This is a genomic window from Acinetobacter sp. ANC_7588 (assembly GCF_056783995.1).
In genome coordinates this window covers 74,756-97,108 of the sequence record NZ_JBWYIU010000014.1, presented here as the reverse complement: position 1 = coordinate 97,108, position 22,353 = coordinate 74,756, and the positions used below count along the sequence as shown (strand labels likewise).

At 38.9% G+C, this 22,353-nt stretch carries 22 protein-coding genes and 1 pseudogene; 12 read left to right on the top strand and 11 right to left on the bottom strand.

The window, feature by feature from the left end:
* Positions 1–178: CoA-transferase (locus AC1M9J_RS13190; protein WP_481594077.1), on the bottom strand; the 178-nt coding region annotated here is incomplete at its 3' end.
* Between the two features lie 272 nt (positions 179–450).
* Between AC1M9J_RS13190 and pcaU the strand changes: the two genes are divergently transcribed.
* The gene (gene pcaU / locus AC1M9J_RS13185; protein ID WP_180028016.1) at positions 451–1,275 is read left to right on the top strand and encodes an IclR family transcriptional regulator PcaU; all 825 of its coding nucleotides are present in this window, start codon (positions 451–453) and stop codon (positions 1,273–1,275) included.
* Positions 1,276–1,352: 77 nt separating this feature from the next.
* Here the strand turns inward: pcaU and pobA are convergent, their stop codons facing one another.
* Positions 1,353–2,543 carry a 4-hydroxybenzoate 3-monooxygenase gene (pobA, locus tag AC1M9J_RS13180; RefSeq protein ID WP_481952467.1) on the bottom strand — a complete coding sequence of 397 codons (1,191 nt, stop codon included), beginning with the start codon at positions 2,541–2,543 and terminating at the stop codon, positions 1,353–1,355.
* Positions 2,544–2,698: 155 nt separating this feature from the next.
* Between pobA and AC1M9J_RS13175 the strand changes: the two genes are divergently transcribed.
* The 6 genes from AC1M9J_RS13175 (at position 2,699) to AC1M9J_RS13150 (ending at position 8,433) form a co-directional block, all read left to right on the top strand.
* Entirely contained in the window at positions 2,699–3,508 is an 810-nt protein-coding gene (locus AC1M9J_RS13175; protein WP_180000496.1) for an IclR family transcriptional regulator domain-containing protein, read from the top strand.
* Between the two features lie 365 nt (positions 3,509–3,873).
* Positions 3,874–5,220 (top strand): MFS transporter, encoded by a 1,347-nt coding sequence (locus AC1M9J_RS13170; RefSeq protein WP_481952466.1) that lies wholly within the window; start codon positions 3,874–3,876, stop codon positions 5,218–5,220.
* 64 nt (positions 5,221–5,284) lie between these two features.
* The gene (locus AC1M9J_RS13165) at positions 5,285–6,550 is read left to right on the top strand and encodes an OprD family outer membrane porin (RefSeq protein ID WP_481952465.1); all 1,266 of its coding nucleotides are present in this window, start codon (positions 5,285–5,287) and stop codon (positions 6,548–6,550) included.
* 140 nt (positions 6,551–6,690) lie between these two features.
* Entirely contained in the window at positions 6,691–7,269 is a 579-nt protein-coding gene (locus AC1M9J_RS13160; protein ID WP_171260728.1) for a nuclear transport factor 2 family protein, read from the top strand.
* The gene (locus AC1M9J_RS13155; protein ID WP_481952464.1) at positions 7,239–7,739 is read left to right on the top strand and encodes a chalcone isomerase family protein; all 501 of its coding nucleotides are present in this window, start codon (positions 7,239–7,241) and stop codon (positions 7,737–7,739) included. Before AC1M9J_RS13160 ends, AC1M9J_RS13155 begins: the two co-directional genes overlap by 31 nt.
* A 10-nt stretch (positions 7,740–7,749) precedes the next feature.
* Positions 7,750–8,433: a response regulator transcription factor gene (locus AC1M9J_RS13150; protein WP_092768268.1), complete on the top strand. Its 684-nt coding sequence runs from the start codon at positions 7,750–7,752 to the stop codon at positions 8,431–8,433.
* A 49-nt stretch (positions 8,434–8,482) separates the two neighbouring features.
* On the opposite strand, the gene AC1M9J_RS13145 is transcribed toward AC1M9J_RS13150, so the two are convergent.
* Genes AC1M9J_RS13145 through AC1M9J_RS13115 form a run of 7 tightly spaced genes read right to left on the bottom strand, consistent with a single transcriptional unit; the run spans position 8,483 to position 15,981 of the window.
* Positions 8,483–9,826: a sensor histidine kinase gene (locus AC1M9J_RS13145; protein ID WP_481952463.1), complete on the bottom strand. Its 1,344-nt coding sequence runs from the start codon at positions 9,824–9,826 to the stop codon at positions 8,483–8,485.
* A 44-nt stretch (positions 9,827–9,870) separates the two neighbouring features.
* The gene (locus AC1M9J_RS13140; RefSeq protein WP_481613536.1) at positions 9,871–10,920 is read right to left on the bottom strand and encodes an SAM-dependent methyltransferase; all 1,050 of its coding nucleotides are present in this window, start codon (positions 10,918–10,920) and stop codon (positions 9,871–9,873) included.
* A gap of 8 nt (positions 10,921–10,928) precedes the next feature.
* A complete protein-coding gene (locus AC1M9J_RS13135; protein ID WP_035269401.1) occupies positions 10,929–11,708 on the bottom strand; it encodes a DUF1295 domain-containing protein in 780 nt (259 codons plus the stop codon).
* A 20-nt stretch (positions 11,709–11,728) separates the two neighbouring features.
* Complete coding sequence (locus tag AC1M9J_RS13130) at positions 11,729–12,925, bottom strand: class I SAM-dependent methyltransferase (RefSeq protein ID WP_481610335.1); 1,197 nt, start codon at positions 12,923–12,925, stop codon at positions 11,729–11,731.
* Between the two features lies 1 nt (position 12,926).
* Positions 12,927–13,715: a DUF1365 domain-containing protein gene (locus AC1M9J_RS13125; protein ID WP_035269389.1), complete on the bottom strand. Its 789-nt coding sequence runs from the start codon at positions 13,713–13,715 to the stop codon at positions 12,927–12,929.
* A gap of 8 nt (positions 13,716–13,723) precedes the next feature.
* On the bottom strand, positions 13,724–15,010 hold the full coding sequence (locus tag AC1M9J_RS13120; RefSeq protein WP_481952462.1) for an NAD(P)/FAD-dependent oxidoreductase: 1,287 nt from the start codon (positions 15,008–15,010) through the stop codon (positions 13,724–13,726).
* On the bottom strand, positions 15,007–15,981 hold the full coding sequence (locus AC1M9J_RS13115; RefSeq protein WP_481952461.1) for an acyl-CoA desaturase: 975 nt from the start codon (positions 15,979–15,981) through the stop codon (positions 15,007–15,009). Before AC1M9J_RS13115 ends, AC1M9J_RS13120 begins: the two co-directional genes overlap by 4 nt.
* Before the next feature lie 423 nt (positions 15,982–16,404).
* Here AC1M9J_RS13115 and AC1M9J_RS13110 point away from each other — a divergent pair, with 423 nt between their 5' ends.
* From AC1M9J_RS13110 to AC1M9J_RS13095, 4 genes are all read left to right on the top strand, one after another.
* Positions 16,405–17,037: a paraquat-inducible protein A gene (locus AC1M9J_RS13110; RefSeq protein ID WP_481952470.1), complete on the top strand. Its 633-nt coding sequence runs from the start codon at positions 16,405–16,407 to the stop codon at positions 17,035–17,037.
* Between the two features lie 35 nt (positions 17,038–17,072).
* On the top strand, positions 17,073–17,807 hold the full coding sequence (locus AC1M9J_RS13105) for a paraquat-inducible protein A (protein WP_481952469.1): 735 nt from the start codon (positions 17,073–17,075) through the stop codon (positions 17,805–17,807).
* A 93-nt stretch (positions 17,808–17,900) separates the two neighbouring features.
* The gene (locus AC1M9J_RS13100) at positions 17,901–19,550 is read left to right on the top strand and encodes a PqiB family protein (protein ID WP_481591909.1); all 1,650 of its coding nucleotides are present in this window, start codon (positions 17,901–17,903) and stop codon (positions 19,548–19,550) included.
* On the top strand, positions 19,537–20,256 hold the full coding sequence (locus AC1M9J_RS13095; RefSeq protein WP_481952460.1) for a PqiC family protein: 720 nt from the start codon (positions 19,537–19,539) through the stop codon (positions 20,254–20,256). Before AC1M9J_RS13100 ends, AC1M9J_RS13095 begins: the two co-directional genes overlap by 14 nt.
* A gap of 178 nt (positions 20,257–20,434) precedes the next feature.
* Here the strand turns inward: AC1M9J_RS13095 and AC1M9J_RS13090 are convergent, their stop codons facing one another.
* Positions 20,435–20,548 (bottom strand): hypothetical protein, encoded by a 114-nt coding sequence (locus AC1M9J_RS13090; RefSeq protein WP_416224330.1) that lies wholly within the window; start codon positions 20,546–20,548, stop codon positions 20,435–20,437.
* 3 nt (positions 20,549–20,551) lie between these two features.
* A complete protein-coding gene (locus tag AC1M9J_RS13085; protein WP_481952459.1) occupies positions 20,552–20,992 on the bottom strand; it encodes a transposase in 441 nt (146 codons plus the stop codon).
* Between the two features lie 260 nt (positions 20,993–21,252).
* Here AC1M9J_RS13085 and AC1M9J_RS13080 point away from each other — a divergent pair.
* Positions 21,253–21,995 (top strand): annotated as a pseudogene (locus AC1M9J_RS13080) (tyrosine-type recombinase/integrase); the annotation flags it as partial.
* Between the last annotated feature and the right edge of the window lie 358 nt (positions 21,996–22,353).

Here is a 22,353-nt window from a genome sequence, read left to right as displayed (position 1 = left end):
AATCACCATTACCTGCGTTGTTGTTGACGATCACTAAGTCTTTAATACCGAGTTCAATTAAGCCATCGATGAGTTCAGCAGGCTGACCTGCGGTACCAAACCCACCAATCATAATGGTTGAACCGTCTTTAATTTGGGATAAAGCTTCAACTAAAGACTGTGACGATTTATCGATCATCCAACAACTCCCTCTGTACAACATATTTTAATATTTGGGGAATCCACGATTAGCGCAATTTCAATCTGGACGGAGATTGAAATATGCAACTAAATCGCTTGGATTCCGTCACTCCATTCTTGATAAATTAAAAAGCTTGAGCTACCTTGAAAAAAGGTTTTTGTACGATTTACAGATTTTTTGTTCGATGATCGAACAATATCTTGAGTATATTGCTCAAGATTCTAAATCAGCATCAATAATTCAATTTTTAAAATAGCAAGGAAAATGCTGTGTCTACAGAATCAGACTCAAGGAACAGACAACTTCAAAATCCAGATAATAAAAAGTGGATTCGTCATGAAGACTTTATTGCAGGTATCAGCAAAGGACTTGCTATCTTGGATTGTTTTGCAAATGACCGTCACCGTTTAAATGTGACCATGGCTGCAGAAAAAACAGGGTTGACTCGAGCCGCTGCAAGACGACATTTAATGACTTTAGAATATTTAGGTTATTTAGAGTTTGATGGTCATTACTATTATTTAACACCTAAAATTTTAAAATTTTCAGGTGCATATTTAAGTGGTGCACAGCTGCCTAAAATTGCTCAGCCATTGTTAAATTTACTTACTCAGCAAACCTCTCTCATTTATTCCGTGATGGTATTAGATGGCTACGAAGCTATTACGATTGCACGTAGTGCAGCGCATCAACAGACTGATCGTGTTAATCCTTATGGATTACATTTAGGTAACCGACTACCCGCTCATGCGACATCTGCAGGGAAAATTTTATTAAGTTATTTATCCAAGGAAGCACAACAAGAATGGTTGGAAAAATATCCACTCAAAGCACTCACCAAATATACGTATACCGATAATGAGAAATTTATAAAATTATTAGCAGAAGTTAGAGCTGATGAATATTGTTACTCAGCTGAAGAACATGAGTTAGGCGTACATGCTTTGGCTGTACCTATTCACAATCATCGTGCTGATGTTGTCGCAGCATTGAACATTGTGTCACCGACAGGTAAAACCAGTAAGGAATATTTAATTCAGTATATTCTGCCCTTATTACAGCAAACCTCGATTGAATTTAGACAATTTGTTTAATAAAAAAACACACCAAATTGTGGAGCAATTTGGTGTGTGCTAAAAATTAGCCAATGGATTAAGCTTGACTTCGAGGATTAACTCGCTTTTTGGAGTGGTAGTCCAACATAGTTTTCAGCAAGCGTAGTTTGCCCTGCTTCTGAACCAAGAATATAACTTAATTCAGCTTGTTTGATTTTATGCTCGAATTCGGTTTCTGTCTCAAAACGATGTAATAAATGAGTCATCCACCAAGAGAAACGCTCTGCTTTCCATACACGTTTTAAGCAATTTTCAGAATACTGCTCAATCCCCTGCTCAGAACCCGTTTGATAATATTCAATGAGAGCTTGCGAAAGATACGCAATATCAGATGCAGCGAGGTTTAAACCTTTAGCTCCTGTTGGCGGTACAATATGAGCAGCATCACCCGCCAAGAACATTTTACCAAAACGCATTGGTTCAGTGACAAAACTACGTAATGGCGCAATACTCTTCTCAATTGATGGACCAGTCACGAGCTTTTCACGGCTTTCAGGATCTAGACGATTTTTTAACTCTTCCCAAAATTGCTCATCTGACCAGTTTTCAACTTTATCCGTTAACGGTACTTGTAGATAATAGCGACTTCTCGTGTTAGAACGCATACTGCATAATGCAAATCCACGATCAGATTGCACATAAATTAGTTCATCCGCAACAGGAGGTACATCTGCCAATACCCCTAACCAGCCAAATGGATAGACTTTCTCAAAAGTTTTAATTTTGTCTTCTGGCACACTGGCACGGCACACACCATGGTACCCATCACAACCTGCGATAAAATCACATTCAACTTTAACTTGCTGACCATTATGCTCAAAAGTAACACTTGGTTGACCGTAGAAATCATGTACTTGAACGTTAGCTGATTCATAGAATGAAGTGAGTTGAGCCGCTGTGCGAGCCTGCATTAAATCTTTGGTGACTTCAGTTTGGCCATATACCGTAACTTGTTTACCACCCGTCAACTGCGTTAAATCAACACGGTGCTTTTCACCATTGGTTAGAATTTCAATACCCTGATGAGGTAACCCTTTTTCACGGAGTTGCTGATCTACACCAGCTTCAGTCAATAAATCTACTGAAACTTGCTCTAAAATCCCAGCACGGATACGACTGGCAACATATTCAGCACTACGCTGTTCAATTAAAATATGATCAATACCCGCTTTATATAGCAGTTGACCGAGTAATAAACCTGCTGGACCTGAACCAATAATCGCGACTTTGGTTTTTAAAATTTCCATATTGCAAACACCCTCAATTTTTTTCCTTTTGTAAAACCTAATGAAATTCCAACTGAGGTACTAGACTTTAGCCCTAAATACGACCGAATTTAGTGACAAATGACCGATCATCGGACAAGATATCAGAATTAAAGGGTGTAAATTAGAGCAATATCATGCGCAATGAATTGATTTCAAATGCTAAAAATAAAGAAGTAATTCAATATGATGATTATATTGCAGGCCTTGCTAAAGGTTTGAATCTATTAGAGTGCTTTGGTGTTGAACGTCAAAAATTAAATGTCACCCAAATTGCTGAACGTACAGGATTGAGTCGCAGCGCAGCACGTCGATATTTAAGAACTTTAAAATTTTTAGGTTATTTAGACACAGATGAACATTTTTATTGGCTCACCTACAAAGTTTTACGCTTTTCAAGTGCTTATCTAAGCTCTGCATATTTGCCAAAAGTCGCTCAACCTATGCTGAATTTACTCAGTATTAAAACTGCACTGAGCTATTCAGTCACGGTACTCGATGAACATGAAGTCGTACCTGTTGCGAAAAGTGTTCCTCAACAGAACGAATCATCTAAAATGAGTCCGTTGGGTATTCATCTAGGTAATCGCCTTCCAGCCTACGCCACCTCAACAGGTAAAATACTACTCTCAAGATTGAGCCATGATGAACTTAATCAATGGCTTGCACAATATCCACTCAAGAGATTAACGCCCTTTACCATCATAGATCATCAAAAGTTTATAAACACTATTGCAACTGTTCAAAAACAAGACTATTGCATTTCTACAGAAGAACATGAATTGGGAATTATTGCTTTAGCTGTCCCTATTCTCAACATGCAAGGTGATACTGTAGCCGCACTCAACTGTATCGGATCCAGCCACAGAATTACAGAAACATATTTAATCCAAAATATTTTGCCCCAGCTTAAACAAGTAGCTCATGATTTGCGCGCTATTTTATAAAATTCGGAAGATTCGAATGAACTTTTAAGATTTTTTTCCTTTCTTTAACTGAGGCGTTCATTTTTTTAATCCCTAGTACTTTAGTATATTTTTCAAGTACTTCTTCCCAAATATGGATCCATTTAATCTAAAATATATCTAAGTTAATATTTTTTTGCTTGAATTTGGATCCAATAATGCTAAATTCATGCACATTGCAGACGTGTTGATTATTTCATCAATACCAGAATATGGACGGGTTCTGACTGCGATGAACACCTTAAACATTACTAGGATGACTTCTGAAGTCTGCCTACGTTTATGTCATGTAATCACATGCCACACGTAGTGCTTTTCAATGAGGTCTTATTCCATGGAGAAAGTAAATGGTTCAGAACCCGCGTGAGGAAATGAATAACAAGACCATGAATGGGTTTCAGTGGTTTGTTATCGGTATCTGTATTTTATTAAATGTTATTGATGGCTTTGACGTTCTTGTCATGGCCTTTACTGCTGCATCTGTTTCTGCCGAGTGGGGACTGACTGGCGCTGAACTTGGTGCACTATTGAGTGCTGGCTTATTTGGTATGGGTGCTGGCTCACTATTTCTTGCACCTTGGGCTGACAAAATCGGTCGCCGCCCACTCATCTTACTTTGCCTACTTATCTCTGGAGTAAGTATGGTTGCAGCATCATTTGCTCAGACTGCAATGCAACTTGGCATAATGCGTTTTGTGACTGGTTTAGGCATCGGCGGTATTCTCGCAAGTAGTAATGTTATTGCAAGTGAGTACGCATCTCTGCGTTGGAGAAGTCTCGCAGTCAGCTTACAATGTACAGGTTACGCGATTGGTGCAACCGTTGGTGGGATTATTGCAATTGCGCTTATCAGCAATTTCGGATGGCGTGCAGTCTTCTTAACAGGTGGTTTAGCGACTTTATTCATGTTGGTCGTGTCTTATTTCACCTTACCAGAATCACTTGATTACCTTTTGGTTAAACAGCCAAAAAATGCTCTAGAACGTATTAATGTTTTAGCAAAGAAAATCAATATTACCCCATTACAGCAACTTCCTAAGGTCACTATGACCAGCGAACAAGCAAAGAGTGGTTTGGCACGTTTGTTCAGCCCTAAATTGGCACTTCAAACGATTTGTATCTGGTTTAGCTTCTTCTTCGTTATGTTTGGTTTCTACTTCGTCATGAGTTGGACACCAAAAATCTTATCTGCAAATGGGATGACCACTGAACAAGGTGTAACAGCAGGTGTCCTGATTAGTGCTGGCGGTATGTTTGGTGCTGCGCTGTTAGGTCTGATTAGTTCACGTATCCGTATTTACTATGTTCAAGCGGCTTTCCTTGCCTTAACTGCAATCTTGATCTGGTTATTTGTGAACAGTACTGGTTCACTCATGATCGCATTCATTCTCGCTTTATTCCTTGGCATGATGTCAAACGGATGTGTCGCAGGTCTATATGCGATGTCTCCTGCAATCTATGATGCTGATGTTCGTGCGACTGGTGTTGGTTATGCGATTGGTTTTGGTCGTGTAGGCGGTATTTTGTCTCCACTAGTTGCAGGTGCTTTCCTCGACAGTGGTATCTCATCACTTGTACTTTACGGTTATTATGCGTTGGCATTCGTTGCAGCCATTATCATGGTATTAAGCATTTCAAAACTCAAAAATAAAGAAACTGCACAATTGCATTTCCAACAACCAACATCTGCATAATCATTTTTTAAATACTTTAGAGCTAGACAAGACGTCTAGCTCCACTTTTCATATAGGGACAATAATGAGATTTTCTGCAATCTTTTTAGGGGTAATTGCGTCTGGATTTCTATCAACAACGCAAGCAAATTCATTTATAGATGATGCATCAGTCAATCTAACAGCTCGCAATTTTTATTTTGATCGCGCATATACACAAGATGCATCAGGTAAAGATCAGAAAGACTGGGCTCAAGGTTTTATCTTTAAAGCTAATTCAGGCTATACACCAGGTACCGTAGGACTAGGTTTAGACATTATGGCACTGGCAGGTTTTAATCTTTTAGGCAGTGATGCCGACGATTATGCAGCTTCGGGATTACTACCAAGCAGTCCATCAGGTAAAGCTGATCAGTATGGAGAAATTCGCTGGACGGCAAAAGCGAAAGTGGGCAAATCGACTTTACATGGGGGTACACTCGCACCAATGTTCCCTGTTTTGTTCTCTTCACCAGCTCGTTTATTCCAGCAAAATTATCGAGGTACACATCTTCAAATCAATGAAGTGGATAATTTGAAAATTCATGCCCTGTATGTGGATCGTGTGAATCAACGTGATTCAACAGATTATGAAAAAATTAAAGTTGGCAATCCTAATAATCGATTTAAGAGTGCTGCCGAATCATCTGGCTTACACATGCTTGGTGCTGAATATAAATTTAACGATCAAATTAGTGCGCAACTCTTTCATGCCACCCTTCATGATGTTTATCACCAAAATTTCATTGGTGCAAAAAGCAAACATGATATAGGTATTGGGCATTTATTAGGGGATGTACGCCTGTTTGTGAGTGAAGACTCAGGTGAAGCTCGTGCAGGACATATTGAAAATCAACATTTGAGCGGTATTTTTGGGCTTAACCGTAACAATCATACTTTCAGTTTGGGCTATATGCAGTCTTTTGGTGATACAGCTCTTCCGACCTTAGCGGGTTCAGAGCCAGCAGTGTTCTTAGATAGTATGAGTGCTGATTTCACCAACATTAATGAAAAAGTCTATCACGCACGCTATGACTATGACTTTAAAGACACTTCATTGAAAGGTCTAAAGTTTATGACTCGTTATAGTAAAGGCGATGATATTGAAATTCGTAACACCGACAATCAGACGTTTGAACAAGATGCTCTTGATTTCGAGCTCAGCTATCGTGTTCCAACGGGTAAACTCGAAGGTTTAAATATTCGTACACGTTATAGTCGCTACCGTAACGATATCCCACCAGTAGGTATGGCATTTAAGTCGGATGACGAAATGCGTGTCAACATTGATTACACTTGGAAATTTAAATAAAACAAAGTTAAAGGGAGTTCAACGGAACTCCCTTTAACACAAATACCTTTCATCGATCACAGCTCATATTTTAATTTCACATCCATTTCACAAGATTGCCAGTAGATTAAAAAATAAGAATAAATTAGTGGATTGAGATCATGAAACACGTCAAAAAAATTGTGGCTGCGACATTGAGCCTTCCTCTACTCTTTTTATCAGGCTGTGCAAGCATCCCAAGTTACTCTGATGATTATGCTCAAGCAAGATCGACAGTTCAAGGCATCACCATGACGCCTGCCAAAGCTCAAGATATAGGGGTTCGTTTTACCAGTGCATTCAATACTTTAGGTACACCTGAATTCACTAACCGAGCAAGCAATCTGTATGCTGACAGTTTATATATCAATGACACACTTTCACAATTTAGTAAGCGTGAAAATCTAGTCGAACACTTCAAAGGTATGAATAACCGTGTCAGTAATGTTTCAGTCAAATTGCTCAACACATCACATTTTGACGACTCAGCCTATGTGCATTGGCGTATGGCATATGATTTTAAAATCTTCGGCACGACTCGAAGCATGGAATCACATGGAATTAGTGAAATAAAACTCAATGAGCAAGACAAAATTGTGTTTCAGCAAGACTTTTGGGACCCAGCTGATGGCTTATTTCGCTCACTACCATATGCTGGAGGGTTATACGCATGGTTATTACCTTTCAAAAAATCGCAATAATGACCCTCTCTGCTTTGAGTCTATTCTTCTTACCACTCGCGCATGCACAAAGTGTGCGTGAGTGTGGTCAAGGAGACCTCAAAGTTGGACAAAAAAATGTCGGTAAAGCAACTTATTTCGCTCAAAATTGTCAAAGCACTTGGAAGAATCAAGATATTCGCATGGACTTTGCTTATACTCAAAATATTCCAGAATGGGCTTTTAAAAAGGTTGCAACGCACTTTCTCAAACGAAATGTCAAACAAGCCAATATGTTGAAACAGCTTGACCAGATCACACAATTGTATCAACCCGTTCGATCTGGTGATATTTACAGTCTAAGCTATAACCATACGACCCAGACTTTAACTTTGAGTCTAAATCAAAAAATTTTGGGTAAAATTCAATACATGAATGCCAATGATTATTTTAATATTTGGCTGGGTTCGTCTCCATTTAGTGATACTTTAAAAAAGCAATTATTGGACTAATCGTGTCGACATGACTAAACATTTTATTTTAATGGTCGAAGATCATTACGAACTTGCTTCAACATTATGTGAATTTTTAGAAGAGCATAATTTTGTGGTTGATCATGCGCGTAATTTGGATGTGGCACGTCAACTGCTCAAGCAACATCCTTATCATATTCTACTGTTAGATATTAATTTACCTGACGGTACAGGGTATGACCTGTGTGAATGGCTTCGTAACGAACAAGGACTCGACCTCCCGGTACTGATGCTGACTGCTCGTGATACTTTGGATGATAAATTAAAAGGTTTCCGAGCAGGTACAGATGATTATTTAGTCAAACCATTTGATTTTAATGAATTGGTTTATCGTGTTCGTGCACTGATCAAACGCTCATTAGGAGAAGTATCTAACAGCCAAATCAAAATTCACGATCTCACACTAGACCCTGCTTTACAGCAAATCACACGTGCAGGTCAAATGATCGAACTGCCACCTATTCAATTCAAACTTTTAAAATTACTTATGCGAAACTCACCTAAAGTGCTCACTAAACAGGAGATCATGCTTGAGTTATGGGGGGATGAAGAACCAGAAAGCGATGCACTCAGAAGCCATATCTATAATTTAAGAAAAATGGTCGATAAGCCGTTTGAACAAAAATTAATACACACCGTTTCAGGGGTAGGTCTAAAGATCGCAGTTGAATAAAACTAGTTACTACTGAATTCACACTTCAGATCAAATTCCCCCAAATACACTATTTTGGAGGCTGATCATTCAAGTAAACGACCACAATCAGTCCTGAACTGAGTGACAAGTCAACTTTTGGATGAGTCATCAAATAGTATTCACGATCAAATAACTCTACTCTCCAGCCAAGTTGTTTACATAATTTTTGAACCAGTTGTAGCCCGATACCATGACCTTTGATATCGAGTTGCAGCTGCTGATTCGTTAGTTCTTGCACCTTAGAGTTATTCGGTAAATCAATCCCGATACCATTATCTGCGACCAACACTTTATTTTTTTCGAGAATGACATTAATGCTTGTACCTTGAGAGTAATTCAATGCATTTCTTAAAATATTGCTGAATACCATTTTCGTCATCGATGGATATAAATGACGTTTGACCTCATCAACTTCGATGTTTAAATCGATACTCATTCCTTTTGCCAAACTGACACTATTTAAGTCACTTACAACATCTTGAAGCAGTTCTGATAAGCGTGTTTTTTCACTTTGTAAATTGCTTGTGGTATTTCGAGCAATCGCCAAAAGTGTATCGACCAATAACTGCATATCTTCGATTGTGTTTTGCAATCGAGTAAAAGATTTGTTATCACCATAACGGGCCTGACAAAGTTGTACATTTCCCTTCAATATTGTGAGCGGTGTTCGAAGTTCATGACTAACATCGCCAGTAAACTCTCTTTCACGCTGAATGAATTCGCTTAAAACTTGATGATATTTTTCAAGTGCTTGCTTGAGATATTCAGCCTCCAAATTAGAATCTGTTTTAATTTCTTTAAATGGTGATGCTCGATTATTCTGATGTTCCCAATCGATATGTTCGAGTGCATTGGCTAAGCGTGTGATGGGCGAAAAATAGCGGCGTGCACGGCGATTCCACCACCACAAGACACTGTATAGCAAAAATAAGCTGACCATGAGTGGCGCTAAACCAAACAGCCAAATAAGCTTATTAACATTACTTTCACCAAACACTAAAAAAACGTGTTCACCATTGCGTGTCCCATAAACCGTCATCCGGTCTTTACCATCGATATAGTGTCGATGTACACCCGATTGGAGTTTTAAATTACGAAATTCAGAGGGGGCTAACTCGTCATCGGCCCAACGATATCCATATAAATTTTTAGTGTCGGGTAAAGCAGCTTCTGGATTACGCTCCATACGCTGCCAGTAATGCTCCATCTCCTGTTCGAGCGCTGTGGTCAGCAATGTTCCTTTAATGACCCAAGCACTGCAACCAATCCCAATCACAATAGACAAGGCAATAAGACCAATTTGTAGCCAATAATAGCGGTTAAACACCTCACCCAAAGGATGATCGCGCTTATCCCTAAATAGCCTCATCATGGAGATGTACCCTCTTCGCCTTATCGCTAAAATTAGTTTGAACTTCAAACAGCTCGCTTCTTAAACAAATAATGGCCGATCACCCATTCACGGCCTTTGTCATAACCAAATAGTTCTGCACAAGCCATGAAAAAAATTCTCCAACGTTGCCACCAGATTTCCGCATCTTGACCATAAGTTTGCTTAAATAGTGGTTTAAGTAAGTCCTTTTTTTGGTCCATATTATTTAACCATGCATTGGCTGTATGTTCATACTGTTGTCCAGACCATTGCCATTGGTTTTCTAACTGTAAATGATCCTGAAAGTGCAGGAAAGTCGAAACAGCAGGCATTAAACCGCCTGTAAAAAAATATTTAGACATCCAGTCATAATCATTTTTAACTTCAAATGGATAGTGAATAAATCGATGGCAGAAAATATGACACCACAATAAACCATCTGCTTTGAGCCATTGGCTAATATTGGCAAATAATCGCTGATAGTTTCGAACATGCTCAAACATTTCAACGGATACAACACGATCAAAAGAGTTTTGCTCCAACTCGAGTTGATTTACATCACAGGTGATGACTGTCAAATTGTTAAATTGCTTTTCTTTGGCTTTTTGTTGAATGTGAAGACGTTGAGTATTGGAGTTTGATACTACCGTAATGTTGGCATTTGGATAATGCTCCGCCATATACAAACTGAGTGATCCCCAACCACAGCCTATTTCTAAGATGTCCTGACCATCTTGTAATTGCGCACGTTCACAGTAGACCTGCAGGGCATTTTCCTCAGCTTGATCTAAACTGGTTTTAGCATCATGGAATAAACTGGCACTGTACTTTAAACGCTTGCCCAACACGGCCTGAAAGAATGCTGTAGGCAATTCATAATGTTGTTCATTTGCCTTGTCTGTATCAATCGCGATTTCACTTTTTTTCAAGTCTCTTAATACATCCATATAACGCTGTGAAGCGAATACAGGGTCAAAACGACCTTCTTGCTCAAGACGTTTTTTGCAAAGTGCTTGGATACCAAGACGAATAACTTGATCTGGAACTTTGCCACTTTCAATGAGTTTTAACGATTGTTGAACGATTGAATCCATGTAATTACCTACTTTTTCGGTGGCCAAGGAAGAAACATTGATGTTTTTTGTTGGTACATCTTGTAGTTTGCACCACGATTTTTGAGCGCTTGCTGTTCACTAAATGGAATACCCGTGATGTAGTACAAAAAGAGCCACATCAACACCGGATAGATCCACAACCAAGGCGTTCCCGCCGCTATACCTAAGATTGGATAAGCAAACCAATGTATCCATTCAAAAAAGTAATTCGGATGGCGTGAATATTTCCATAACCCTTGATCCATCGTTTTGCCACGATTATTCGGGTTCAATTTAAATTGATACAACTGATGATCTGCGAGTGCCTCACCAATAAATGCAACCAGCATGATTAATCCTGAAATCAGCAGCAGCAGTTCTGTCGAGTTACTCCACTGCATCGCAGGTATACTGAGCAATTTGATCATTGGATATGAGAATAAGGAGATCAACCCAGCCTGAAATAGAAAAAAGAGAAGAAAACCTAAATGTTGAAAGTCTCCCATCGCACGGCGCATATTGGCATAACGCGTGTCCTCAGCATCTTCTCGGATATATCTTCTGAATAAATGCCATGCTAAACGGAGAAACCAAAGACCACTCGCGATCGCTAGAAAAATGCGAACAGATGTAGGGGCTTCATTCATTACATTTGCTGCGATGAGGACATTTAAAGCTATTCCAAAGCTCCAAATGACATCGACCAAACCTGCACGATGATTAAATGTCACCCAAATCCATGCACAAAGCATCAGGAAAACATTCATCACAAATAAATTGAGCAACATCGAGATGTCCTCTCACTGATTTAGTATGGACTTGCTTCAAACAATAAGTGCACATCACTAATGACGCCTTCGAGAAAACCTCCTTCGCAATAACATAAATAAAAATCCCACATGCGAATAAAGTTTTCATCAAAACCCAGTGCTAAAACTTGCTCACGCTGTTGTAGAAAACGTTCACGCCAGCAGTGAATCGTTTGTGCATAACTTAAACCAATATCTTCAAGATGCTTTAGACGTAATTTTTGTTCTGATGCAACGTTGGTCATCACGCTGATACAAGGAATAAAACTACCTGGGAAAATGTATCTTTTGATGTAATCGACCGTACTCAATGCCTTTTCATATCTCGCATCTTCAATGGTGATGGCTTGAATAAGCGCCAAACCATTAGGTTTTAACAGCTGTCTACACTTTTCAAAATATGTCGATAGATATTGAGCACCAACGGCTTCAATCATTTCAATTGAAACCAATTTATCGAATTTACCTTCAAGTAAACGATAATCTTTTAATTTAACTTCAACACGATGAGACAGACCCGCAGCGTCAATTCTAGCTTTAGCTTCGTCATATTGAGCTTGAGAAATGGTAATAGTAGTCACTTTACAACCATAGTTTTGCGCAGCATAGATCGCAAAACCACCCCATCCACTGCCAATTTCAACCAAATGATCCATCGGTTGAAGTTTCAATTTTTGGCATATGATTTCTTTTTTATAATCGGATGCTTGTTCCAAAGTCATAGATGGATCTTTGAATACCGCGCTGGAGTACATCATGCTCGGATCAAGAAATAACTTAAAAAAGTCATTACTTAAATCATAATGCTCAGCAATATTTTTGCGACTACCTTCCAATGAGTTTTTACGCGATGCATACCAAGTTTTGAGCAAGAGTTGACTCGCCTTTGCTAAGGCACTTTGGTTCATACGATCTAAAATATCGCGATTTCTCGCAAGAATTCGCACAATCTTCACTAAATCTGGTGTCGTCCAATATCCTTGAATGAAACCTTCAGCTGCACCAAGAACCCCCTGACGAAAAAGTAGATCCATCAACTTTGCATCATGGACCTCAATCACTGCGTCTAGATCACTCACCTCACCGACTGAACCCTCCCAAATCCCTTTAAAATGAATTTGGCCGTGTTTTAATTTCAGTAAATGACGTAATACCAGCGGTAGTGAAGATTGCTCTCCCATTAACAATGATTTCATATCACAGCTTATCCTTCGTTTTATTGGGATGCCGATAAAATGGAACTCTATTTATCCAAAGCTTAAAGGCATGATAATAAATACCTGCAACCATCTTGATCGGCTCAAATAGTTTAAAAACAGCATAGCGATGAAGTTGTGAAGGAAGTGTGATGGGAGTTAACTCAAAACGCATTGATGCATCGAATTGTAATTTTTCCTCTTTAAACAATTGCATAAGCACATAATTTTGTTTTTCCGCCAAACTAAACGTCCATTGATACTTCAGATCCATTGGCATGAAGGGTGACACGTGAAAAGCTTTGTCAAACTGGAAGTGGAAGCTCGTATATTCGGAATGCTGCTCCCCCCCGGTGCGACAATCGTGAACATATACCTGTCTTTCTAACCAGGGTGTATTGGTGATTTCACTGAGAATGAACTGTAATTTTTGCTGGGCATTAAATAGAAAATAAAAAACCACCGAATTAAATCTGAAGCCAAGCGTGCGCGGCAAAGCCAACACCCGAATTTCAGCGAGCTCCGTCGGCTCTTCTAAAGTATGCTCTTCCAACACATGCAGAACCTTCTCTCGAATCGTGCCTTGATAGTTTGCCAAGAAGTCATCAGAATCTAGGCTCAGAAAGTTCCATTTTTTCGTTGACCAAAGTATCGAAGTTTGCGCGAAGTGTTCGAGCTGTTCTGGATCAAACCACAAATACGTCAGCTGACTCTGAAAAGCATAAGGCTTAGGCAAGTAACGGCGATGACGAATGTCAGCAACTGCAATTGCAAGCGGATACAGCTGCATAAGTACTCCTAAGCGGCTTGATTTGATGAGTTTAATAAGGCTTCAACCACCCATGACGCACTTCTTGCACCATCTTCATGAAAGCCCCATCCCCAATAAGCACCACAAAAATAGGTCCGATTTAAACCGTTTATTTCAGACCATCTTGACTGAGCTGCAATAGCTTCCGCATTAAATACAGGATGACGATAGTGACGCTGAACCCAGACTTTGTTTGGATCTAAATCAAAATTAGGATTTAATGTCGCAAAAATCTGAGTTTCACATTTCAAATTTTGTAGCTGATTCATCCAGTAACTAAATCCATAATGGACACTACTTTGCTGAAATGGAGTGACTTGACCCGCCCTATTCGGTGTGACATGCACATGCCAACTCGCCCACTGACGTTTTGATTTTGGCATAATGCTAGTATCTGAGTGCACCACCATATGATTGTCTTGATACTGAAAATTTTCTAATATTTCTATTTCTTTAACTGTCGGTTCAGCGAGCAACTTCAGTGTGTCATCTGCATGACTTGCAAATACTACCCAATCAAACTGTTCAATTCCCTGTACCGTTTCAATACTCACGTCATTTGCTGAGCGCTTGACTGACTTCACTTCTACTTTTTTAAACTGAATATGCTTTGCTTGAGTTTGAATTGCACGGATATATTTAGAAGACCCGCCTTTTACGGTTAACCATTGTGGTCGATCTTTGAGTTGCAACATACGATGATGTTGAAAAAAACTGACTACAAATTTATATGGAATTTGACCTGCTTGCTCTACTGGGCATGACCATAATGCACCACACATCGGATAGAGATGCTCTTGCCTAAACGCATCCGAGTATCCATGCTCGTTGAGATATTGCTCAATAGTGTAATTCGGGTCGGTCTCATCTACATCAAGATCTTTATTTGCTGCATAAAATCTGAATAAATCTGACAGCATCGCTCTAAAACGGGTCTTTAAAAAGTTCTGTGGTTTGAACAATAATGAGAATTTCTTGGAAGGATTATATTGCAGTCCTGTGACCTGATTATTAACTGAAAACCCCATATCGCTGCTTTGAGCTTGTACACCAAGCTCCTTCAACATCTCACAAAATAAAGGATAGTTGTGTTCATTAAAAACAATGAATCCGCTATCCACTGCAACTTGCTCACCATCGATCTTTAATTGGTGGGTATCAGTATGTCCCCCAAAATAATTATTCTTTTCAAATACGGTCACCTCATGCAACTTACTCAACTTCCAAGCTGCATAAAGTCCTGAAATACCCGATCCAATAATTGCAATTTTCATCTTGATTCCTTTGACTGAACTTGAGAATGTTGGAGTTTCGCCTTTTTCAAACGCGTAATTTTACTTGCTTCATAGACTCGAGCTGGTATGGGTTTCATTCCCCAAACCAAGCCGAACCATGACATACATTTTAAGATGTAATAGGTCAGATCGATCTGCCACCAATAGAACCCTTGGCGCGTACTTCCTGCATAAAAATGATGATTATTGTGCCAGCCTTCACCAAGTGTAATCAGAGATAAAAATAAGTTGTTGCGACTATGATCATTCGTCTCAAAATCTCGGCTTCCATAATGGTGAGCCAGTGAGTTAATGCACAATGTGGCATGAATAAGCAGAACAGTAGAAATTGCACCTCCCCATACCAATAACTGTAAACCACTGGTTCCCCAATGCGGCCACATCCAAGCAACCCATTCCCCAAGACCATAAATTCCGATAGCCGCCATTAATACGATCATCAAACTAAAACGATCTAACCAAATCAGCTCCGGAAACTTCAGCCAATCTTTAATGACACTTTTACGCGTTGAAAAATTATATTCATTTAAAAACCAACCAACATGGCTATACCAAAATCCATGCGTTGATGAATGTGGGTCTTGAGGAGTATCTGTATAACGATGATGATATCGATGATGTGCTGCCCACCATAATGGTCCACGCTGCGCACTCATTGTGCCAATTAAAATAAAGATAAATTGCAGCCATCTCGAAGTTTGAAAAGTTTTGTGTGACAAATAACGATGAAAAAAAGCCGTGATTGCGAACATACGAATAAAATAAAAAAACAACATAAATGTAAAAGCAAACCAAGAAAACCCGACCCAAAACACTGCCAGACAAGCAAGATGCAGTAGGATAAAAGGAATTATTCTGAGCCATTGAATCTGTTTACTCTCAGAGGTCAATGCATCATGTGGTACGCTTACGGACCAACTATCCAGCCATTGCATGAGGCTTTTCAACATACAGTCATCCCAAACTAAGCAATCGATCTTTATGATTTAAATAAAGTGTAGTTCTTGATATATGAAGTTTATGTGAAGCACACGCTGAATCTTAAATTTCACGCTTAATAATTGAATTTAATATTAATTTAATTTCATCATATAAACTTACCTCACCCTCATTTTGACTACATAAATGCTGATCAATTAGCACTTCAATCCCTTTTATTTCCTCGTTGAGTTACATGACTGCACACTGATAAGCCAAACTAAAGCGCTATGTATCTCGATTCAACAAAATAATCATAGGCAAACCTTTTGAATCTCGATATAAACTATAGGGAGAAATAAAAAACCAAGAATATTGATGAAAAAGTTGAGACAACGATGTCTGAAACTAATGTAGAAACTGTATCGGATTCTAAACTCGCCCCTGATTTAAGAATGGTGCAAATCAATCAAAATTATGTTGCTTGTGAGGAGTGCGATACTCTCTTTCGTAAATCCGATTTATATAAGAATGAACGTGCCTATTGTTCGGCTTGCGGTTCCGAGCTCTATCGTAAAATCCCAACATTTAACACACTGTTGGCCTTAGTCTGTACTGCGTTAATTATCTTTGCGATTGCCAATAGTTTTTCAATTGTCAAAGTTGAACTCCAAGGCATTTATTCAGAAACCACATTATTGGGTGCGGCTTGGGCAATGTTCGAGGCTGATCGTGCTTTTGTAGGCTTTCTTATTCTGATGACCACTTTTGTTGTCCCTTTGGCCTACTTACTTCTGATGGGATATATTCTTTTGATGGCAATGTTCAATAAAAATGTTATTGCAACCCAACAGTATGCATCACTTAAACTCGCATTACGGTCACTATTTCAATTGAGAGCTTGGGGAATGGTTGAAGTCTTTCTGATCGGCGTTTTAGTCACCTTAGTGAAATTAGTGGGAATGGTGGTTGTGATTCCTGGAATTGCCTTATGGGCATTTGCCATTTTAAGTGTTTTGTTGGTCTATTTAGTATCAATCAAAATCAAGGATCTATGGAAAGTAATTGATGGAAATCAAATCTCATGACCATTACTTCCACTCATACGAATCAACCCGATCAGATGAAGCATTCGCCACCCCCTGTGCAGAAACCCGTCTCATTAGAAACGCTTGCACCGCGTGCAATTGATCTTGAGCTCACACTTTGTCATTGCTGTGGAACACTCAACCGCATGACGTCCTTGTCTGCCATGGAACAAGCACGAAAATCCCGCTGTACTCGTTGTGATAGCCCCTTACATACCCGAAAAACCCGAAGTTTAGAACGAACTTTAGCTTATTTAATTGCAGCAAGTATCCTTTATATACCAGCCAATGTTTTACCGATGACGATTACAGAATCTATTCTTGGTCGTCAACAAGACACGATTATGAGTGGAGTCATCTATTTCTGGAAAAGTGGTGACTATTTCGTTTCGTCCGTTATTTTTATTGCCAGTGTATTTATTCCCCTACTGAAATTGGTCATCCTTGCTCTCCTACTCTGTGCTGTACATTTACAAGCCTCAAAAAAAATTCACCTCTCACCGAAGCATTGCTCGATCATGTATAGAGTCGTGGAGTTTATTGGCCGTTGGTCAATGATTGATGTTTTCGTTGTCGCCATGCTAGCAGCACTAATCCAAATTCAATCATTGGCAACTATTTTAGCAGGCACAGGTGCAGTCGCTTTTGGTGCAGTGGTGGTTTTGACCATGTTAGCCTCACTGAGTTTTGATCCTAGAATCATTTGGGACAACTATTACGTTTCAATTCTGAGTCAGCATGAAAAAAAAAATGACGCTTCAGAACATTGAGATTTACATAAAACCCTTTCACTTCTTGCTTGATATTCATATGATGAAGCGTACAAACAACAACCACATTACGATTTAATAAGATCAATAACTATGTCAGAAAACCAATCGAGTAATGGTCATCCTCATGATGAACAAGTTCTGAGTCAGGTCGGTGTACCTGATAAGAAACGTAGCAAATGGAAACCTTCTCTCATTTGGATTATTCCAATTGTTGCATTACTCATTGCATTTTCATTAGCTCTCAAGGCGTATTTGAATACTGGTCCTGTTATTGAGGTTTCTTTTAGGACTGCAGAAGGTATTGAAGCTGGCAAAACTACAGTTCGTTATCGTCAAGTTAATGTGGGTCTAGTGCGTGAAATTGACCTTTCGGAAGATCGGTCTCATATCATTGCTAAAATTGAACTTCGGAAAGATGCCAGTAATTTTGCCACGGAAGATTCACGTTTTTGGGTAGTGAGACCACGTATTGGTGCAAGTGGGGTTTCAGGTATCGATACTTTACTTTCTGGCGCATATATTGAAGTAGATGGCGGTAAATCAGATGTCAAAACCACTTCATTTAAAGGGCTAGAAACTCCACCAGTTGTAACTTCCGATGTTCCTGGAAAAATCTTTTTCTTAAAGGCACAAGATTTAGGTTCGCTCGATTTCGGTTCACCTATTTATTATCGAAGAATCAACGTTGGACAAGTGACCTCTTACCAACTGGCTGATGATGGAAAAAGCGTTGAACTTCAAACTTTCATTAAGTCACCTTATGACAAATTTGTCACCACAGATGCGCGTTTCTGGCAAGCCAGTGGTGTAGATGTCAATTTGAATGCTTCGGGCTTTAGTTTAAACACACAATCTTTGGCAAGCATCATTTCGGGAGGGATCGCATTTGGTTATCCTGAAAATTCTGATGCAGCTCCTGCTCCGAATAAAATGAAATTTGAATTATTTGACTCTGAAAAGCTTGCGCTTAAAGAGCCTGATCTTAATCCAAGACGGATCGTAATGTATTTCAATGAGTCATTGCGAGGTTTATCAGTAGGAGCTCCAATTGATTTCATGGGTGTCGAAGTCGGTACTGTGAAAAAAATCAACACTGAGTTCTACAATAATCACTCGCAAATTCGAATGCGTGTTGATGCTGAAGTTTATCCTTCACGTATTGCTGGAGGTCATGAGTTGGACCCGCAAGGTACAGTATTCAAACAATTTGTTGAGCGTGGTTGGCGAGCACAAATGCGGACTGGCAATTTACTTACAGGTCAAAACTACATTAGCTTTGATCTTTTCCCTAAAGCTAAATATGCCACCGCAATCCGTCGAAATGATGGTGTAGTTGAAGTTCCAACAACTCCAACAGAATTAAAAGGCCTTCAAGCACAAGTGTCCCAAATCGCCGATAATGTATCTAAATTTCCATTGGTTGAAATTGGTCAGGACGTTCGTCAAACCTTGGCAAACTTAGATAAAACTATACAATCTTCAAAAAGTTTGGTCGATCAACTTGATGGCAAAGTTGCGCCTAATTTACAAGCCACCTTGGATGATGTTCGTAAAACAGTTCAGTCTTCTGAAACCATCTTGGCAAGTGATGCACCATTACAACAAGATCTACGTCGTGCTTTACAACAAATTACCCGTGCCGCAGCTTCATTACAGTTGATGGCAGATCAAATAGAACAAAATCCTGAGTCATTGATTCGTGGAAAAACAGCGGAGCCGAAGAAAGATGACAGAGAATAAATTATTGAAATCTCAGCAACGCTGCTACCTAAAAGTCCTTTCAAGCTTGAGTGTTGGTTTGTTTGCACTCATCGTCAGTGGGTGCTCTTCATCCCCTACGCCTAAGTTCTATTCATTGAGCACTCAAACGCTAACATCATCTTCGTCAAATCTAAAAGTGAGGATGATTGAGGTGCTTCCTGTTGGATTATCCGATCGTTTAAACCGAATTCCATTGGTAATTCAACAAGAAAATGGGCAGGCTAAAGTATTGTTCGATGATCGTTGGACATCTACTTTATCGGCTGAATTGAGAGATGCTGTTTCTGCGCGTTTACAGCAAACATTAGGTGCAGTGGATCGTTATAATAGTGGTATGACTGGTGGACAAGCAGCTTATCGAATTGCCTTAGATTTTTCTAACTTTGATTTCATCGAAAAATCAAATCAGCAACGCTTTATGCTCATGAATACGACTTGGACTTTAAGATATGATGATCCTAATCGCCCCTTATCCATACCCAAAAACGCTCAAACATTACCTCAACGTCATCAACTCAGTTGTCGGATGAGTTTTTATGAAGAAATTCCACAAAAAAATAAAGACTTAAACACTTTAGTCACTGTTTCGCAAAAAGCCATTGATCAACTTTCAATCAGTATTGCAAGTTCAGTCAAGCACTTAGAAAATAGGAATCAGCCGATTACTGGTGGGGTATGTAGTTAATTTTCATAAAAACTTGAGATTTCTTTTGAATCTGTTTTGAATACAGCAAAGCTCTGAGTTGTATTTAAAACATCTATCTTTGATAAATTGGTATATAATTTTTTAGATAAAGACATTCAACAATAGAATTCTTTCATAATTCATTTTTATGCAGTTCCATGTTATAGATTCCAGCAATTTAATTGAATCTTAAACCTAGTCTTTTGACTCGATTACGATATCGCGCCGCAAGGACTTTGAAGGCTTTCAAACTGCCGAATACATGTTCAATCCCAATTCTTCTTTTATTGATTTCTCAATTGTATACTTTTAGCTCGGGATCTAGTTTGCAGCATCTCTTTGCTTTTAGAGGCAATGAGCTATTTGGATACATTGCATAGATTCCATGATAGCCTTCATCTGCATGAATAAAAGTACCTTTAGGAATCGGATTCAAGTTGCGTTTGAAAAGCTCGAAATCATGTACAGCACCACGACTCGTGCATAAACTCAGAAATTGCTGTGTTCTATAATAGATAATGGCTTGAACTTTAAATGTATGTGCCTTCTTCTTGCCACTATAGCTTTTCTTCTGTTTTTTAGGTCTTTGTGTTGGAGTTTCTGTGGCATCTACGATCACCACATTCCAGTCGATACCTTCGCCTTCAGGCAGACTCTCGGGTAAATTAAATAGATTGGACTTGATCAGGCAATCATCTACATCGTGGAAGATTTGTGAAGCAGTAGGCTCTGACACGCCAATAGCTCAGACGGAGTAAAGCCTGATTTTCTTCACTTAACTTGAATAGTCTACCTTTAGCAGGCACAAGCATTTTTAGTAGTTCAACCATTAAATCAATGGTTGACTATAAGATGCCTGTGTATCGCTTGAAATGTGTATCAAAAAGTTTCTTTCAGTTGATGATTTTAGTCCGCAAATTATGTATGGATTTTTAAATTTTTCGGTACAAATAATCAGCAAGAGATAGATCATTTTGTGATTTATGAAACAGATCTATCATCGATCGTGATTTTCAAACAGCGAAAACATTTAATAACTGTGCAACTACGCTAAGCGGAGTATTTAAATTGGCTGTTAAGCATAATCTGATTTCTCCAAATCCTATGCATACAATTAAGAATCGTAAGGTTCAGGCAGAAATACCTGCCCCCTTCACACGTAAGGACATGGAAGCCTTACTAGCTTGGCTCGACAAAAGCTTACATGATGAGGATAAATTTTGTCGCTAGTATTTTGAATTTGCTTTTTGGACAGGCTGTAGACCTTCGGAAATGATTGCGCTCAGAGAAAGTGATATCGATTGGTTCAATGTCACATTCAAAGTTAGCAAAAGCCGTGTTCGTGGTTTAGAAAAAAAAGTGACGCAGACACATACTTCTCGGGAAGTATATTTAAATGAGAGGTCAACTTTAGCTTTAAAATCGCTTATCCAATTTAAAAAGGATCTAGGCTACACATCTGACTATCTAATGCTTTGTCCACAAACTAAGGAACCATTTTTTAACGAAAAGCCACCTAGAGAACGCCTTAAAGCTGCTATGAAAGTCGCCATCGGACTGCCTACAATGCACGGCATACCTATGCAACGATGTTACTTATGGATGGCGTCAATCCAATGTTTGTAGCCGACCAACTTGGTCATAGTTTACAAATGCTGATTAAGCGCTATACGAAATGGTTGCATGGGGATAAAAACAGGCAAGAAATAGCAAAACTCAGCGTGGCATTAACAGCATAAATTCATCAATGTAGTCAGATCTTGGTATAAAAATGTGGCAAATAAAAAAGCCACTTAAAATAAGTGGCTTTTTTATTACAAGAATTTTGGTGGAGATGGCGTCGATTGAACTCAGAGCCTAATTCAATGATTTTAAATATTAATTTATATAATAGATAAATTTTATACCCAATTTTTACCCAAATTAGATTTAGTGCATTGAATCACAAAATTTATTTTGTTCAAATCCATTAACAGGATTTGAAATGGTGTACCGATATTAACACGTACGCATTCAATATTAAAAGATATGTTATAACATTACTTTTTTATATTTGTTTTTTTCATGTATCATTCAAGAGTACAACTTCAGGGTGAA

Coding starts and splice junctions, on each gene's coding strand:
- AC1M9J_RS13110 (WP_481952470.1), top strand. CDS start 16,405: ATGGTGCAAATCAATCAAAATTATGTTGCTTGTGAGGAGTGCGATACT.
- AC1M9J_RS13175 (WP_180000496.1), top strand. CDS start 2,699: ATGCGCAATGAATTGATTTCAAATGCTAAAAATAAAGAAGTAATTCAA.
- AC1M9J_RS13130 (WP_481610335.1), bottom strand. CDS start 12,925: ATGAAATCATTGTTAATGGGAGAGCAATCTTCACTACCGCTGGTATTA.
- AC1M9J_RS13170 (WP_481952466.1), top strand. CDS start 3,874: ATGGTTCAGAACCCGCGTGAGGAAATGAATAACAAGACCATGAATGGG.
- AC1M9J_RS13150 (WP_092768268.1), top strand. CDS start 7,750: ATGACTAAACATTTTATTTTAATGGTCGAAGATCATTACGAACTTGCT.
- AC1M9J_RS13120 (WP_481952462.1), bottom strand. CDS start 15,010: ATGAAAATTGCAATTATTGGATCGGGTATTTCAGGACTTTATGCAGCT.
- AC1M9J_RS13095 (WP_481952460.1), top strand. CDS start 19,537: ATGACAGAGAATAAATTATTGAAATCTCAGCAACGCTGCTACCTAAAA.
- AC1M9J_RS13115 (WP_481952461.1), bottom strand. CDS start 15,981: ATGTTGAAAAGCCTCATGCAATGGCTGGATAGTTGGTCCGTAAGCGTA.
- AC1M9J_RS13165 (WP_481952465.1), top strand. CDS start 5,285: ATGAGATTTTCTGCAATCTTTTTAGGGGTAATTGCGTCTGGATTTCTA.
- AC1M9J_RS13100 (WP_481591909.1), top strand. CDS start 17,901: ATGTCAGAAAACCAATCGAGTAATGGTCATCCTCATGATGAACAAGTT.
- pobA (WP_481952467.1), bottom strand. CDS start 2,543: ATGGAAATTTTAAAAACCAAAGTCGCGATTATTGGTTCAGGTCCAGCA.
- AC1M9J_RS13105 (WP_481952469.1), top strand. CDS start 17,073: ATGAAGCATTCGCCACCCCCTGTGCAGAAACCCGTCTCATTAGAAACG.
- AC1M9J_RS13140 (WP_481613536.1), bottom strand. CDS start 10,920: ATGGATTCAATCGTTCAACAATCGTTAAAACTCATTGAAAGTGGCAAA.
- AC1M9J_RS13145 (WP_481952463.1), bottom strand. CDS start 9,826: ATGATGAGGCTATTTAGGGATAAGCGCGATCATCCTTTGGGTGAGGTG.
- AC1M9J_RS13135 (WP_035269401.1), bottom strand. CDS start 11,708: ATGTTGCTCAATTTATTTGTGATGAATGTTTTCCTGATGCTTTGTGCA.
- AC1M9J_RS13155 (WP_481952464.1), top strand. CDS start 7,239: ATGGTTATTACCTTTCAAAAAATCGCAATAATGACCCTCTCTGCTTTG.
- AC1M9J_RS13160 (WP_171260728.1), top strand. CDS start 6,691: ATGAAACACGTCAAAAAAATTGTGGCTGCGACATTGAGCCTTCCTCTA.
- AC1M9J_RS13125 (WP_035269389.1), bottom strand. CDS start 13,715: ATGCAGCTGTATCCGCTTGCAATTGCAGTTGCTGACATTCGTCATCGC.